Here is a 16,288-nt window from a genome sequence, read left to right as displayed (position 1 = left end):
TGAAAATATACGCATGGCCCTTTCCTCTATCTTTGCCCATAAAATGCGTTCTATCTTAACGATGTTAGGTATTATTATTGGGGTTAGTGCCATCATTACCATTATCTCGATTGGGGATGGAACAAATGCAAAGTTCCGCGAACAAATCGGGAATGAAAAAAAAGATCAGTTTTCTGTAAATTATAAGACAGAAGATTATTCAGATATGGACGGAAAAATTTCCTCAAGCATGTATGAAAATATATCCAAAATTTCTGGTGTGCAAGAAGTTTATCCAGATGTAAAAGGAAAAGAAAAAGTATATGCAGGAAAAAAAGAATTAGACCTTGATATTACCGGTGCAAAAGGTGATTATTTTGAAGATACATCTAAATTCAAACTTGAGCACGGCAGATTTTTAACAGCAGCTGATTTAGACAGACCTGAACACACAATTGTATTAAATACAGATGCTTTTGATAAATTATATTCTTCATGGGAACCAAACTTATATATAGATATAAAAGGTACACCATACAAAGTAGTTGGCGTATATTCAGTAAAAGCAATGATGGGTGGCATGACATTTAAAGAAGGTGTCATTTCAGCAGAAAACTGGCCTGTACTATTCGGGAAAAATAACTACGATTCTGTAACGGTAAAAATTGCTCCTGGTCAAGATAAGGAAACTGTTCAAAAAGCAGTTGTAAAATCATTAAATGAAGCAAAAAAACCAGAGCATTCAGGTAAATTTGAAGTACCAGATCCACAAGAATTCTTAAAAGAAATTGATAGCTTCACAGGTATATTAAAAAGCGTATTCGGTGGTATTGCTGCTATTTCCTTACTTGTAGGTGGTATTGGTGTAATGAACATTATGCTAGTATCTGTAACAGAGCGTACACGCGAAATTGGTATTCGTAAAGCTTTAGGTGCAACACGTGGTAAAGTATTAATGCAATTCTTAATTGAAGCTTGTATTTTAACAGCATTAGGTGGTTTTGTCGGATTTATGCTTGGAATCTTCTTCGCATGGATTGTCGCAATGTTTGCAGGATGGCCACTTGTCGTTTCACTAAAGCTAGGACTTATCTCTGTTGCCCTATCTATGTTAATCGGTATACTATTTGGTTTACTACCAGCTAACAAAGCTGCAAAACTGGATCCAATTGAATGTTTACGATATGAATAAACAAAAACGTAGGAGTTTACACTCCTACGTTTTTTATTTATCTATTAAATCATGTTTCTTCTATTATATATGTTTCACGTTATAAACATCTTTCATTATTTTAATCTACTAAATCTATTATAGAATCCTATTATTGCAAAAATACTATTTGAAAGTCGAAAATCAAGGCGTAATTTTTTCCATACCTCGACTTATTTTGTAACAATTATAGCGATTTTTTATTAAATTTCACCTTATTTCTATTTCTCCACAACTGAAATAGTTATTTTTACATAACTAGTTACCTGCTCCAACAACAAAATACGCCTTTTTGTAATGTCTACAAAATAATTATGTAACACCTATGAAATATTATTAATCTATTAGAAATTGAAATACTCTTTATTTTATGTATCACATGCTCAAACCTCCCCTGAAAACTATAAGAAAGCGCTTTTAGGATATTACTGGAATTATTACAGAATATTAATGAGCCGTTACGAAAGCTTTGTAATTCTATGTTTTTCGCAAATAAGAAAATAATGGTTGCTATAATGAGGTCAACGAAAACAAATGCAATGGAGGCTATTATGAAAAAATTTATGGGTATAGCAACAGCAGCGGTTTTTGGTCTTGGGATTTTCACAACATCTGCTAAAGCAGAAACAATCGTAACGACTGATGTACTAAATGTACGAGAAAACCCAACTACTGAATCAAAAGTTGTAGGAAAATTATTAGATGGATATAAAGTTAACGTTTTACATACAGAAAACGGATGGTCAAAAGTGAAATTGAATAGCGGTAAAGAAGCTTTCATTAGCGCTGACTACACAAAAGACACTTACTACGTAACAGCTAACGTATTAAACGTACGTGCTGGTGCAAACACAGACTCAGAGATTCTTGGTAAATTGAAACAAGATGACGTAATCGAAACAACACACCAAGTTGAAAATGGTTGGATCCAATTTGAATATAACGGAAAAACAGCTTATGTTCACGTTCCTTACTTAACAGGTAAAGCTCCAGTTAAAGTTCAACCAGTAGTTAAAGCTGAAAAAACAACTACAGTTCAAGATACAGCTAAAGCCGTGGCAACAACTAAAGCTCGTGAAGTAGCTGAAACTCAAGCAAAAGCTAAAGCGGAGGAAGCAACTAAAGCTCGCGAAGCAGCTGAAGCTCAAGCAGCGGCTAAAGCTCGTGAAGCAGCTAAGGCTCAAGAGGCAGCTAAAGCTCAGGCAGAAGCTAAAGCTCAAGAAGAAGCTAAAGCTCAAGAAGAAGCTGAAGCTCAAGCAGCAGTTAAAGCTCAGGAAGCAGCTAAAGCTCGTGAAGCAGCTAAAGCTCAAGAAGAAGCTGAAGCTCAAGCAGCGGCTAAAGCTCAAGAGGCAGCTAAAGCTCGTGAAGCAGCTAAAGCTCAAGAAGAAGCTGAAGCTCAAGAGGCAGCTAAAGCTCGTGAAGCGGCTAAAGCTCGTGAAGCGGCTAAAGCTCAAAAACCAGCTACACAACAACCTGTCGCAAAAGAAACTGAAACAAGTGCACCATCATCTTCTCGTGAACTACGTGTTGTAGCAACAGCTTATACAGCAGATCCACTTGAAAATGGTTATAAAGCAGGCGACCAAGTAAAATCAGCTTTAGGTCACAACTTAACAGCTAATCCAAACATGAAACTAATCGCGGTTGATCCAAGTGTCATTCCATTAGGTTCAAAAGTATGGGTTGAAGGTTACGGAGTAGCAATCGCTGGTGATACTGGTGGGGCTATTAAAGGAAATAAAATTGATGTTTTAATGCCTGATAAAGGTACATCAAGTAACTGGGGACGTAAAACAGTTACAGTTAAAGTATTAAACTAGTTCGTATAAAAAAGAGTCGGTCTCAATGAGGCTGACTCTTTTTTTATGATTCTTACATTCTTTCTCCTTCACTCCCGTCCGATTCTATATACGATAGACTACCATTTCAACAGAAAAAAGAGGATGCCACAGCATCCTCTCCTTCTCTCCCCTATTCCACACAAGTAAACTGCGTCCAAGCTCCTACATAATCTAGTAAGAATAACTCTTCTTCTGCAATTGTACCGACAATATTTTTCCGTTCATCTATCGGCATTTCTTTTAGAATGATTTGTAGTTCGCCTTTATACTTACCAAATGAATTGTTTCCAATTACAACTTGCCCTCTTTCCTGTCGTACACTTTCGCGCACCGGGAAGTCATAGTCCTTGTATTTCTTACGTACTTCTGTAGAACGTACCATATATTCTGTTATATCGCCGCGTCTTACGTGTAATTCTTGCAGCGTGGCTCTCTTCTCTACTTCAGTCGCCTCGTCTACAAAGTGTACCTTTAACTGTAACATGTAGCGATTTAAATTTCCTAGTTTCTCCAACTCTTCTTCACTTGCATAAGCATTTCCGATAATAACGTCATCAATAAGCCCTGTCGCCCATAAATGTTTCGCTTGTACTTCAATCGGTAAGTTACGATGCTCTTCTAATGTACATAATCCGTCGTTAATATCCCATGGACCGATGTTAGCTGCATGTGACGTAATAAACGCTGCCGTGCGAATACCATGTTTTTTAAAGCGTTCACTACAGCGAATGAAATATTCGTATGGAAGTCCAGTAAATTTTTGCGGATAGAAGTTATGACAACCAATTAAAGCTGACTTATTTGCCTGATGCGAAAGAATATTTTCTAAGTACGCAATATCGTTACTTACGTTTAGCTCAATTTTTAAGCCGTACGGGTTATTCGTCATTTTCGCTTCAGTTAATCCGTCAAACCCTAAATCTAATCGAATACCGTCTGCACCTAACTCTGCGAAAAATGATAGATCACTATAACTAATACCGAGCTGATCAAAGACAGCCGGAGCTACATCTAAAATAACTTCCATATTATTATCTTTTGCATGATGAATAATTTCTTTAAATTCAGCTACAGTTTCTTCTTTCGGACGATTCACAGACAATAGGCATGTGAATATTCTTGAAAAACCGTGGCGTGCCGCTGCCGAAATGTATGCCATATCTTTTTCCTTCGTTGAATGCTCTGGATAAAGTGAAATTCCTAATTTACGCTCCATGCTTTTGCATCTCCTTCACACGTTGTATTAATGCCATGCTCGTAAATCTATATTTTGCAGATAAACATGTTGCACATAAAATCGTTGGTACAATAATTACGTACGGTGATTGTAAGCTTAGCATTACATAGGCACCCATTGAACTACCGATAAATACAATTGATACTAATAGTAAAACTAATAACGATTTACTTTGTACCCATTTTGAATAATGTGCAATACACTGCCCCGCTACAAATGTAATTAAGATGATAATTGCTCCGAGCATTTTTCTTTCTCCTCTCCTGCTAATTGTTGTTTCTCATACATTTTGAAGAACGGATAGTAAATAACGAATGAGATAACAAAGTTAACAAGTACAAGTACACCAGCCATAATTGTCCAGTCCGTACTAATAACCGCTGCAATTGGCGCTAACATCGTAAATGGCAATTTCGCCATCATCATCGGAATCATACCTGAAACAACTGCGAAATATGATACTGTCGTTGTCACTAACGGTGTAATTACGAACGGAATAATTAAGATTGGGTTCATTACAATTGGTGCCCCGAAAATAATTGGTTCATTAATATTGAATAAGCCTGGCACGAATGATAATCTACCTAACTCTTTTAAGAACTTAGATTTAGAGAACATAAACATAATAACTAAAGCTAACGTTGATCCTGATCCACCGATCCATACGAACCATTGAATAAATTGCTCTGTAAATAGGTTTGGTAATTGATGTGCATTTCCTGTAGCTGTGAATACTTCCATATTTTCAAGAATTGCTGAATCCCACATTGGACGAATAATCGGTCCTAAAATCGCAGGGCCATGTATACCGAATGACCAGAAGAATACAATTAAGAAAACTGTTAATAAACCGCCGAATAAATTATTTCCTACTAATACTGATTTTAGTGGCGCGATTAAATATGTGATTGTTGTATTTACATCAAATTTCAAACCGTAACGAATGCCCCAGAATAAAAGAATAACTGCTAACGTTGGAATTAATGCTGCAAACGAATTTGAAACTGCTGGTGGTACACTATCTGGTAATTTAATCGAGATATTATGCTTAATCATAAAGTGATAAATTTCTACTGCAATTAAAGCTGTAACAATTGCGCCGAATAAAGATGTTGCACTTAATGTTCCTACTGAAATGTATCTACCTGCATCAATAACACCTGGTACGGCTTTCGTAATTTGAATTGGTTCAACTGATGCTAGTAAAAAGGCGAGTACAGATAATAACCCTGCACTTAACTGATTGAGCTGATAAAAGTTCGCGAGTGAAGCCCCTACCCCAAATGCTGCGTATAACGCCATTAGTCCTACTGTAAATCGGAATGGAATATCTAAAATATGGCGAAACGGTGCAATCCACTCCATATATGCATCAATTGGTAAGTTTAAAAAGATAACGAAAAATGATCCGACAATCGTTAACGGTAATGTAGAAATAACCCCGTTTCGAATTGCTAATAAATGTCGCTGTCCGGCAATCTTTTGTGTTGTTGGCATAATCTTTTGTTCCATAAAACTCATAAAACCATTCATCAAAACCCCTCCTCTTTCTCTTTTCTATGAAAGAATGAAATAAAGTTATAACATTATAATGTTTGTATTTAAAAAAATATAATTATGCTAAAACTAATTGTTCTGCTTGTTTCAATACTTTCAAACCATCACACATGCCATAATCTCGTTGGTCTATAATCGCAACTGGTATATTGTATGAATTTGCAAGAAACTCTACGGCTGGAAATAAATATTTCACTTGCGGACCAATTAAAACAACATCAGCATTTTTTATTTCCAGTTTCACAAGTTCTGAATCAACTGCTTTAATTTTATAATCCTTCCCTTGTTTCATTGCCTCTTCTTGCATTTTTCTTACAACCATACTCGTTGACATGCCTGCTGCACAACATAATAAAATGTACATCTTATACTGTCACTTTCTCTTCTATTCGTTTATGAAGAGTGATAAATTCTTCAGCAAGTTCTTTCACTGTAATTGCATTCATTAAATGATCTTGTGCATGCACTAACAGTAAACTGATTTCTGCATGATTTCCTCTTGCTTCTTCTTGAATTAAGTCTGTTTGAATACGATGAGCTGCTGAAATTTCTTCCCTAGCAAGTGTCATCTTTTCACTCGCATTCTCAAAATCTCCTTGTCTTGCAAAAGCAATTGCTTCAAGTGACGCGCTTCTCGCGTTGCCACCATGTAAAATTAACGCAAATGGAGTTTGCATATCAGTCATTTTAAATTCCCCCAAGCCATCTTTTTTCTATATTGTTATCTTATTATGAAAACGCATACAATTAAACATAAAAAACTTCCGTTGTGTAACGGAAGTTTTTATATACTTCTCTTATAACGATAATAATATCTCTTGAAAATCTTCAACCACTTCAGCCTGAGCTAATTTCTCTATCGTATTTTGATTAGACATAATATCATATAAAAAATCATAAAGCTTTTGTAAATCTTCATTATTATTGCGCTTTACACTAAATAAAATAATAACTTGTACTTTCTTATCTCCCCATTCAACCGCTTTATCAAGTGTACAAAACATCAAAAATGTTTTCTCACTTAATAACTGCATCGGATGTGGAATCGCAACTAAATTCCCAACCGCTGTAGGGGATGTATTCTCTCTTTCCATAACAGAGTCATAAAAGCTTTCTGGTACATAATTTTTTTCAGCAGCTTTCTCACATAAAAATTGGATAACCTCTTCCTTTGTAGAAGCACTGTGATTTAAAAAGATTAAATCTTCCTTCATATATTGCTGCACGCTAGTATTCACATGCGCAAATAACTGCTGACCAATTGACTTAATCTCTTTATCATCAAATATTGAGTTTACTTTTATAACAGGCACAGGTAAACCACTTGGTATATGAATGGTACTAATAATACAATCTATCTTTTCTTTGTAGAGATCTTCTACTTTCAATTGATAATAACCTGTAATCCCTACAATCTCTAATTTATCTCGGAACTGTGATAGAATTTTATATTTCAATAGTTGAGCACTTCCTTGACCCGTTGCACAAACTAATAAACATCTTTTCTTTTGATTCTGTTCCTGTAAACGACTCATCGCTCCGCCGAAGTGAATCGCAATATAACCAATTTCACTTTCCGGAATCGATTCTCCCGTGTATTCACCAATTATATCTCCAACGAGAACCGCAATTTCAAAAGCATACGGATAATTCTTTTTCACTTCTGCCAAAAGAGGATTTCTCGTATTTAACTTATACTTCAAACGGTTTAATAACGTTTTTAAATGCACACCAAACCCAAATAATAATTCTTCATCATAATAAAAAATAAGATTCCGTTCTTCCGCTACTTTAAAAAGAATATGTTGCATGAATGCATATAGATCTTTTCCTAATAGTTCTTCCACATTTTCATAACGATTTTTCGCTGTAACAGCAGTACTTAATAAATGCATCGTCACATATAAAACTTCTTCTTCGGGAAATGAAAGATGCAACTCTTTCTCTAAATCCCCTAAAATCTCTTTCGCAATTGTATATTCTTTCTTTATTATAAGTTCAGCTTGCTCTGTATGTAGTCCTTTCATATAATGTTGATCTTCACAACGCTTTAATGCAATTGCAATATGAATGACTAAATTATCTATTTCTATATCTGATAAATATATCGCTCCTCCTTCGATATACTTTAATATAATCGAACGGATAAGCGGTATATGAGGTAACGATAAATATGTATCATTCTGCTCAAATTGCTCATGAAACGGAGTATGGTCATAACGCGGTAAACCATATTGTGATAAACAAGAACGAATATGAAACTCCTCTCCGACAATACGTATACCATAATACGGTCTCTTTTCAATTTGTAATTGATAGCGACCACATATATCTGTAACATCTTTCATAATTAAATTTACAGTCGATTTACTTACATAAATCTCCTCTGCTAGCTGTGAAAGCTTCACATACCCATCTGTCGTTAAAATACGTTGCAGAATGTAAGCTATCCTTTCTTCATAAGAAGTCGGGATTTTTTCTGTCTGTTTTTGAAATAGACTCACGCAAAACTCTTCAAACTTCTTCGCTTGTATAATCTCTAGTTCGTATCCAGTCCCTCTTTGCGATTCAATTTTCGCTCCGTTTTCTTCCAATATATCATTTAATAATTTTATATCTTTTTGAATCGTCTTCGTTGATACATGTAAACGGCTCGCTAAAAAAGCTCGATTTAACATCGATTTCTCTTCTAAAAACTCCTCTAAAATAGAAACTAATCGCTGATGCACCTTTGTCATAGCTCTTCCTCTCGCAATATATATATAAAAAGGAAAAAGCTGCTGAGGTCAGTAGTTTTTTCCTTTTTTAATTTATCTATTTCTTTAATGTAAATCCGAATTTATCCCATGCTTGTAAATAGTCTAGTAAGAAAATCTCTTCTTCTACAATTCGACCAACTACATTTGTTTTTCCTGTATTCACCATATCTTTTAATGCAATTTGCAATTCACCTTTATATTGGCCATATTGCTCATTATCAATTAAAAGATCGCCGCGCTTAATTTCACGTGTATTATGAGGTTTAAACTCTTCTTTTTTATATTTCACACGGCTTTGTGTCGAACGAATCATATATTCAGATACATCCCCGCGATAAAAATGAGGTTCGTCTAATACGATAATTCTTTCTAATTCTGTCGTTGTATCATATAACTCTATATCAAATGTTTGTTTCTCTTTATTTAATGCACCTAGTGCTTGTAATTCTTCTTCTGATGCATAAGCGTTCGCAATAATAACATCATCAATTAATTCTGTCGCAAATAAATGCTTCGCCTGTGTTGTCATTGGTAGTTCTCGATGCTGTTCTAACGTACATAATCCTTCTGTTACGGGCCAAGGTCCATATGTTGCATCAAATGATGAAATAAAAGCAGCCGTTCTCATACCGTAATCTTTAAATTGTTTCGAGCATGTAATGAAATGATCGTATGATAATCCAGAATAACGATGCGGATAAAAATTATGGCAACCAATTAAATTTTCACGATTTGGTCTATGGCTCATAATATTATCTACATACTTCGTACCGTTACTCATATTAATCTCAATTTTTAAGCCATACGGATTGTAAGTCATAATTGATTCTTCTAATCCTGAGAAACCAACATCTAAACGAATACCGTACGCACCTAGTTCATGGAAGAATGATAAATCATTATACGAAATACCTAGTTGTTCAAAAACAGCTGGACTAATATCAACTAATACTTGGAACCCTAATGCATTTGCATGAGAGATCGTTTCTTTAAACTCTTCTATAATTTTCTCTTTTTCTCCATCTACAGACAATAAGCATGTGAATACACGTGTAAATCCGTATTTACTTGCTAATGTTAAATATTCCTTATCTTTCTCTACTGTTGAATGTTCTGGATAAATAGAAATACCTAATCGTCTCATATGTACACGCCTCTTTCTTCATTGTTTTGTAAACCTTTTCAAATATATGTAGTGAAAAAGTATATATCCCCTTCTCATTCACTACTTTTTGAATCCGCTTTCTTTAAAGAAAAAATAGTTTCTATCATTCATACCAACTACAAGTCTATACATCTATACTTTACAACTTTTTTTCATAGTTGTGTAGCTTTTACACAAATTTGTCAGTTTTTCACCTCGAAAATTGTTGTACGTTTTCAAGGCACCTTCCTTGACTGTTACATTGGCCAATACATATACTCGAAAGAAAAGAGAAATTTTTTATATAGGGGATGAATACATGGGAGAAGCAATACTCGTAAAACGAGAACCTTTATGGACGAAAGAATTTGTCGCGCTAATTCTAGCAAACTTATGTATGTTTTTAGGATTTCAAATGTTAATTCCTACTTTACCCGTTTATGTGAAAGAAATTGGAGGTACAAGTTCCAATATCGGATTCGTTGTCGGCATGTTTACTGTTGCGGCACTTTTTGTTAGACCGCTAACTGGAAATGCCTTACAAAAATTTAGCAAAAAAATCATTTTAATGATCGGTACTGCTATTTGTTTACTCGCTATGGGTAGTTACCTTTTCGCTTCAACTGTTTTCCTATTGCTTGCCGTTCGAATTTTACACGGAGCTGGTTTTGGTATTACAACGACTACATATGGAACTGTCGTTTCAGATTTAATTCCGCAAGCTCGCCGTGGTGAAGGCATGGGATATTTCGGTCTTTCTGGAACGATTGCAATGGCGCTCGGTCCACTGATCGGACTTTGGCTTATGCAAACATATAACTTCACGATTCTTTTTTTATGTGCACTTTCCTGTACAATTGTTTCATTAATATTAACGAAACTACTTCAAATCAAAAAATCGCCGCAATCACCACAGCAAACATCTGGTACCTTCCTTGATGGATTTATTGAACGTAAAGCTTTACTTCCTTCATTATTAATATTATGTATTACATTAATGTACGGAGGAATCGGGAGCTTTATTACATTATTTGCTACGGAAGTCGGAATTGCTGATATAAGCCTCTTCTTCTTATTTAATGCACTTGCAATCGCCGTCACTCGGCCGTTTTCTGGAAAATTATATGATGCGAAAGGTCATACATTCGTTATTATTCCAGGAGTTATTATTACGTTTACAGGTATTATTTTATTGTCGTATACAACTACAATTCCAAGTTTAATTATTGCGGCAGCATGCTACGGAAGTGGATTTGGAGCGATTCAACCTGCTCTACAAGCATGGATGATCGACCGAGTAGCACCTCACCGCCGAGGAGTTGCAACGGCTACATTCTTCTCAGCATTTGACCTAGGAATTGGTGCTGGCGCGATTATTTTTGGATTCATTGCACATTTTACAAACTACGCAACTGTATATCGTTATTCCTCTCTACTACTTATTGCTTTCCTGTTCATTTACATCACAAGTGTAAAAAAACAAAAGCACGGAAATAAAAACAGAGAAAAAGCTGCTGGATAATTTCAGTGGCTTTTTTCGTATTTTTCATGTTATAAAACTACATGCATTTTCCTACATATTTTTTTAACTTTCATCAAAAAATATACGATGAACTCGCAGACGCTTTCCTCCATATTCAACCGAACAATACTATTCTAAAAAGTGTGATTTCTTTACAAAATTAAGATTTATACAAGATAAAAACCAATAAAATACAGCTGTTTCTTTAAGGAATTGTAAACTTTTCTTCTCTTTGTAAATTTAGTGTAAATTTTACTAGCAAACCGTTTACAGTGCCTCAAGGTTCAGTTAATAATTACATCGTACATGAAATTTAAGGAGTGGAATGCGTGGAATATAATGTTCAAGATATGATCTTCCAGTTCATTGGTGGATTAGGTATTTTCTTATTCGGGATTAAATACATGGGCGATGGACTGCAACAAGCAGCTGGAGATCGTCTTCGCGATATTCTAGATCGCTTTACAACAAACCCACTAATGGGTGTACTAGCGGGTATGTTAGTTACTGTATTAATCCAATCAAGTTCAGGAACAACCGCTTTAACAGTCGGTCTTGTAAGTGCCGGATTTATGACATTAAGACAAGCAATTGGTGTTATTATGGGTGCGAACATCGGTACGACAGTTACTGCATTTATTATCGGAATTAAAATCGGAGAATACGCACTTCCAGTTATGGCAGTTGGAGCAATCTTACTATTCTTCTTTAAAAATAAAAAAGTACATTCTATAGGTCAAGTTGTATTCGGTTTTGGTATGTTATTCTTCGGTTTAGAATTAATGAGCGCAGGTATGAAGCCTCTTCGTTCTTTAGAATCATTCCAAGAATTAACGGTTAGCATGAGTGACAATCCAATTCTAGGTATTGTTGTTGGTACAGTCTTCACTTTAATTGTACAAAGTTCAAGTGCAACAATCGGTATTTTACAAGAACTATTCGGTCAAGGTGCAATCGATTTACAAGCTGCCCTTCCTGTATTATTCGGTGATAATATCGGTACAACAATTACAGCAGTATTAGCAGCAATCGGTACTTCAATTGCTGCAAGACGTGCAGCATTGGTTCACGTTATCTTTAATATTATCGGTACAATCATCTTTACAATTTTATTAGTACCATTTACAAGCTTAATCCAATATTTCCAAACGTCATTAAACTTAAATCCAGAAATGACAATTGCATTCGCACACGGAACATTTAACGTAACGAATACAATTATTCAGTTCCCATTCATCGCTGTATTAGCATGGATTGTAACGAAAATTATTCGTGGTGAAGATGCTGCTATTGATTTCAAACCGCAACATTTAAATCCAATCTTTATTGAACAATCTCCAGCTATCGCTTTAACAGAAGCTCAAAAAGAGATTATTCGTATGGCTGAGTTTTCATTACATGGATTAAAAGAAGCAAATCAATTTTTAAATACACAAGACAAAAAACACGCGAACATGGCTACTCAATTAGAAGGAGCTATTAACAATTTAGATAAAAAAATTACCGAGTATTTAGTTTTACTATCAGAAAAACCACTTTCACCGACAGACTCTGAGAAGCATTCAGTTCTAGCAGGTGTTGTTGGAGATATTGAACGTGTCGGTGATCATGTAGAAAATCTTGTAGAACTTGTAGATTTCCAAATTTCAAATCGTGTTTCTCTATCAGGCGAAGCATTAGCTGAACTAAATGAAATGCTTGAGTTAACAATTTCAACATTACAAGACGCAGTTGAAGCTTTAACAAACTTCGATACTGAACTAGCTCAAACTGTTATTGCAAAAGAACGTAAAATCGATCAAATGGAACGTGTTCTTCGTAAACGTCACGTATTACGTCTGAACGAACGTAGCTGTTCAGGTGATGCAAGTATCATCTTCGTTGATATGGTAAGTAACTTAGAGCGTATCGGTGATCACGCTGTAAATATCGCTGATGGTGTTTTAGGTGAACAAGGTAAAGTCAATTTAAAACAATCATTATAATAAGAAAGAGACGCTAACGTGAGCGTCTCTTTTTTCATTTCATATTTACAACCGTTCTTCCTTTTAACTTTCCTTGCAATATAAGTGTAAACTTCTCATCTAATTCTTCTAATGCACATTCTTCTGTATAAAATAGTAACTCTTTATTTCCCCATTCATTGGCTAGGAGCGTCCACACATCTCTTCTCACATCCACTGGGCATTGCACTGAATCTATCCCTAACAGACTGATACCTCGCAAAATAAACGGATATACCGTTGTTTGTAATTGCTGGCCTGCCACATTACCGCATGTCGTTACGCACCCGCCATACTTTACCGTTTTTAAAGCTGTTTCTAACATATGTCCACCTACAGTATCGATAACCCCGGCGTATATTCCTTTTAACATTGGTCTTCCGGATTCATCATTCAATTCCGCGCGATGCATCACTTTTTTCGCTCCTAGACGTAGTAGCATCTGTTCCTCTTCCATTTTTCCTGTCGCTCCTACTACGCTAAACCCTAACTTACTTAAAATACTAACAGCTACACTTCCTACACCGCCTGTAGCACCCGTTACTAAAACATCGCCCATACTAGGCGTTACTCCTGCTCTAATAAGCTTATATACTGATAGAGCGGCTGTAAAACCTGCCGTCCCGTACATCATACTTTCCTTTAATGACATTCCCTCTGTTGAGACTCCCACGACTAAAGTCGCAAGCCCTAATCCTTACGGATTGACGGGTGGGATTCTTGAATGACTAAACGTTCGCAGTCCATTTCTGTTTTGAACAGACTTCAAGATGAGGGCATCTCATTGCCCCTCCTAAGACAGTGCGTATAGCATCTTAGGCTGATTGACTGTTACCATCAATCACAGTTGCGTAGCGAATATTCATCGCCCCAACAATATCACGATGTTTCTCAAATCCACATCGGCACTTGTATTTTCTGTCTGGTGCTTTGTTCTTTTCAGAACATTTCGGACATGTTTGACTTGTATAAGCAGGGTTCACATATTCTACCTTAATACCAACTAAATTCGCTTTGTATTCAATGAATTGTGCTAAACGATAGAATGACCAAGTGTGTAGATTTTTCTCGTTTTTACGGCTTGTTCTTGCCGTCTGTCTAATATTCGTTAGTTGTTCTAAACGAATAACAGAAATGTTATTATCGGTTGCAAAGTCAATGATTTCACGACTTACTTTGTGGTCTTGGTCTTGCATCCATCTTTGTTCTTTATCATCAAGTTGTCGAATGGCATTTAATTTCTTATTTTCACCTAACTTCTTACGAACACTACGAAACTTACGTTTCATATATTTGTTTTGTCTACCATTGCCGAAGAAACGAACTTTATCATCGTCTGTGATGGCTACCGCAGGGACTTTAAGACCTAAATCTACCCCTAAAATCTTCGTTCCTGTTTTTTCATTTGTAGGAATCGTGACAGATATTTGAGCAATCCACTTATTAGATTTCTTCGTGATACGAAGTGTACCTAACTTGTGTGTTAACAAATTAAAATTGCGATTATATTTATCAGTTAATAAAGCACGAACCTTTAAGCGAGTTGATTTTCCATTTACCATGAGTGGAACTGAAATGTGCGTGAAGTCAAACGAATAGTTTTGATTGTTCCATACACAAACAGGTCTCTTTAGAATCGGAATAACTTTGTATTTACTTTTTTTCACCTTGGTAGAAAACACACTTTTAGCGTCTTTAATTGCTTGGTTCTTCACTGCGCTTGGAAGATTAGCTTCAACATCTTTTGTACTTTTCTTAGTGCTCTTCTTCGCTTCAGCCATTTCAGATACAAGTGTATTAATGACTTTGATATACTCATAGCTACTTTGTTCCAATAACTGAATTTGTTCTTTTGTTGGAAGCAATTTAACTTTGACTGTGATTGTTTGTGACACAATTTTCACCCCCTCGTCTTTTGATTTTCAACATACTGTTTAATTGTCTCAGTCGATACATTTCCAGCAGTAGAAACAAAATAGGAACGTGTCCATAGACTTGGCAAGTGTTGAAGATGAGGAAACTCTCCTCTCAAACGCTTCGATGTCACTCCTTTAATTTTCGCCATTGTGTCAGCAGGACTAAGTGTTGGTAGTATATTTAAGAACAAGTGAACGTGGTCTTTGTCGCATTCCATTGCGACAATAGCAACATCCATTTCTCCGCATATTTCTTGAACCAACTCTTTGAAACGTTCTTCTACTTTTGTGTTAAGAAAAATCTTTCTTCTGTATCGCGGGCAAAACACAAAATGGTAGTTAATTAATGACACAGTTGTTTTGGTTCTTCTATAATCATTTATCATATTCACATTGTATCAGTTTTACTTTTAAACTACACCACAAAAGATACCAATATTTTGGATACTTAAAGTACCACAAACTTAGCGATTTTTAGTGGTACTCCGTATCCAACCTCACTTTCATCCCATACCTAAAGGCGATGGGCTTTCCCGTTCGGAAAGGGCTGTAAAGGGACAATCCAAGATGCCGGCACGCGAATATATTCTCCGAAACCACCAGAAGTATTCATCCCTAAATCATATCCCGTTACAATGACTTGATCTCCTACCTTAATGGTAGCATCTTCACTACTCACAACCACTCCTGCTGCATCAATTCCTGGCGTATGAGGATATGTTCTCGTAACACCTTTATTACCAGTGGCTGAAAGAGCGTCTTTATAATTTAGTGAAGAATAATGAACCTGTATGAATACGTCCCCTTCAGGTAAACTACTTACTTCTCTCGCTACAACGTTTCTTACAAACTGCTTACTTTCTGTTTCGTTCACAACAATTGCTCGGAATGATGTATGATTCATTACGCCCTCTCCTTTATCCGTCAAATTCTTCTTTATTATATGGAAGAAACAAGTAAACCTACTCGCTTCTTCTTGGCTATATTTCAACAAATCTTACTTCTCTATCACTTTCTCACAATACATATTTTCATTTCTACTAAAACAACTTATACTTATTTTACATCTAAAAAATATAATATAGAATATCTGACTTTTTATAAATATATTGAATTTTTA

At 35.7% G+C, this 16,288-nt stretch carries 13 protein-coding genes and 2 pseudogenes; 4 read left to right on the top strand and 11 right to left on the bottom strand.

Annotation, left to right across the window (positions count from 1 at the left end; genetic code table 11):
- Positions 1 to 13: 13 nt before the first annotated feature.
- Together ACTFRN_RS10910 and entC are read left to right on the top strand one after the other, a co-directional pair.
- Entirely contained in the window at positions 14 to 1,171 is a 1,158-nt protein-coding gene (locus tag ACTFRN_RS10910) for an ABC transporter permease (RefSeq protein WP_406895467.1), read from the top strand.
- 446 nt (positions 1,172 to 1,617) lie between these two features.
- Positions 1,618 to 3,009, top strand: coding sequence for a cell wall-binding protein EntC (gene entC / locus ACTFRN_RS10905; RefSeq protein ID WP_438907692.1), 1,392 nt, complete (start codon positions 1,618 to 1,620; stop codon positions 3,007 to 3,009).
- Positions 3,010 to 3,160: 151 nt separating this feature from the next.
- Here the strand turns inward: entC and ACTFRN_RS10900 are convergent, their stop codons facing one another.
- From ACTFRN_RS10900 to ACTFRN_RS10870, 7 genes are all read right to left on the bottom strand, one after another.
- Positions 3,161 to 4,246: a DUF871 domain-containing protein gene (locus ACTFRN_RS10900; protein ID WP_088106519.1), complete on the bottom strand. Its 1,086-nt coding sequence runs from the start codon at positions 4,244 to 4,246 to the stop codon at positions 3,161 to 3,163.
- Positions 4,236 to 4,514, bottom strand: a complete 279-nt coding sequence (locus ACTFRN_RS10895) for a hypothetical protein (protein ID WP_000900037.1) — start codon at positions 4,512 to 4,514, stop codon at positions 4,236 to 4,238. The genes ACTFRN_RS10900 and ACTFRN_RS10895 overlap by 11 nt, the downstream gene beginning before the upstream one ends.
- Positions 4,490 to 5,800: a PTS sugar transporter subunit IIC gene (locus ACTFRN_RS10890; RefSeq protein WP_001013055.1), complete on the bottom strand. Its 1,311-nt coding sequence runs from the start codon at positions 5,798 to 5,800 to the stop codon at positions 4,490 to 4,492. Before ACTFRN_RS10890 ends, ACTFRN_RS10895 begins: the two co-directional genes overlap by 25 nt.
- Before the next feature lie 82 nt (positions 5,801 to 5,882).
- Positions 5,883 to 6,188, bottom strand: coding sequence for a PTS sugar transporter subunit IIB (locus ACTFRN_RS10885; RefSeq protein WP_000275647.1), 306 nt, complete (start codon positions 6,186 to 6,188; stop codon positions 5,883 to 5,885).
- A gap of 1 nt (position 6,189) precedes the next feature.
- Complete coding sequence (locus ACTFRN_RS10880; protein ID WP_000131336.1) at positions 6,190 to 6,510, bottom strand: PTS lactose/cellobiose transporter subunit IIA; 321 nt, start codon at positions 6,508 to 6,510, stop codon at positions 6,190 to 6,192.
- A 111-nt stretch (positions 6,511 to 6,621) separates the two neighbouring features.
- Positions 6,622 to 8,562: a BglG family transcription antiterminator gene (locus tag ACTFRN_RS10875; RefSeq protein WP_000169838.1), complete on the bottom strand. Its 1,941-nt coding sequence runs from the start codon at positions 8,560 to 8,562 to the stop codon at positions 6,622 to 6,624.
- A 76-nt stretch (positions 8,563 to 8,638) separates the two neighbouring features.
- Positions 8,639 to 9,727 carry a DUF871 domain-containing protein gene (locus ACTFRN_RS10870; protein WP_001253342.1) on the bottom strand — a complete coding sequence of 363 codons (1,089 nt, stop codon included), beginning with the start codon at positions 9,725 to 9,727 and terminating at the stop codon, positions 8,639 to 8,641.
- 319 nt (positions 9,728 to 10,046) lie between these two features.
- Between ACTFRN_RS10870 and ACTFRN_RS10865 the strand changes: the two genes are divergently transcribed.
- Both ACTFRN_RS10865 and ACTFRN_RS10860 read left to right on the top strand, forming a co-directional pair.
- Positions 10,047 to 11,249, top strand: a complete 1,203-nt coding sequence (locus tag ACTFRN_RS10865; RefSeq protein WP_000503268.1) for an MFS transporter — start codon at positions 10,047 to 10,049, stop codon at positions 11,247 to 11,249.
- Between the two features lie 329 nt (positions 11,250 to 11,578).
- The gene (locus ACTFRN_RS10860) at positions 11,579 to 13,234 is read left to right on the top strand and encodes a Na/Pi cotransporter family protein (protein ID WP_000456274.1); all 1,656 of its coding nucleotides are present in this window, start codon (positions 11,579 to 11,581) and stop codon (positions 13,232 to 13,234) included.
- A gap of 34 nt (positions 13,235 to 13,268) precedes the next feature.
- Here ACTFRN_RS10860 and ACTFRN_RS10855 read toward each other — a convergent pair.
- The 4 genes and pseudogenes from ACTFRN_RS10855 to ACTFRN_RS10840 form a co-directional block, all read right to left on the bottom strand.
- A pseudogene (locus ACTFRN_RS10855) lies at positions 13,269 to 13,910 on the bottom strand (zinc-binding dehydrogenase); the annotation flags it as partial.
- Between the two features lie 157 nt (positions 13,911 to 14,067).
- Positions 14,068 to 15,147, bottom strand: a complete 1,080-nt coding sequence (locus tag ACTFRN_RS10850) for an RNA-guided endonuclease TnpB family protein (RefSeq protein ID WP_014893289.1) — start codon at positions 15,145 to 15,147, stop codon at positions 14,068 to 14,070.
- Positions 15,148 to 15,152: 5 nt separating this feature from the next.
- Positions 15,153 to 15,554 carry an IS200/IS605 family transposase gene (gene tnpA / locus ACTFRN_RS10845; protein WP_014893290.1) on the bottom strand — a complete coding sequence of 134 codons (402 nt, stop codon included), beginning with the start codon at positions 15,552 to 15,554 and terminating at the stop codon, positions 15,153 to 15,155.
- Between the two features lie 164 nt (positions 15,555 to 15,718).
- A pseudogene (locus tag ACTFRN_RS10840) lies at positions 15,719 to 16,072 on the bottom strand (alcohol dehydrogenase catalytic domain-containing protein); the annotation flags it as partial.
- Positions 16,073 to 16,288 lie beyond the last annotated feature (216 nt).

This window comes from Bacillus cereus group sp. MYBK245-2 (assembly GCF_051916145.1).
In the GTDB taxonomy this organism is placed as follows: domain Bacteria; phylum Bacillota; class Bacilli; order Bacillales; family Bacillaceae_G; genus Bacillus_A; species Bacillus_A pacificus.
The sequence above is the reverse complement of the archived record's forward strand: the minus strand, read 5'-3'. Positions and strand labels throughout refer to the sequence as shown.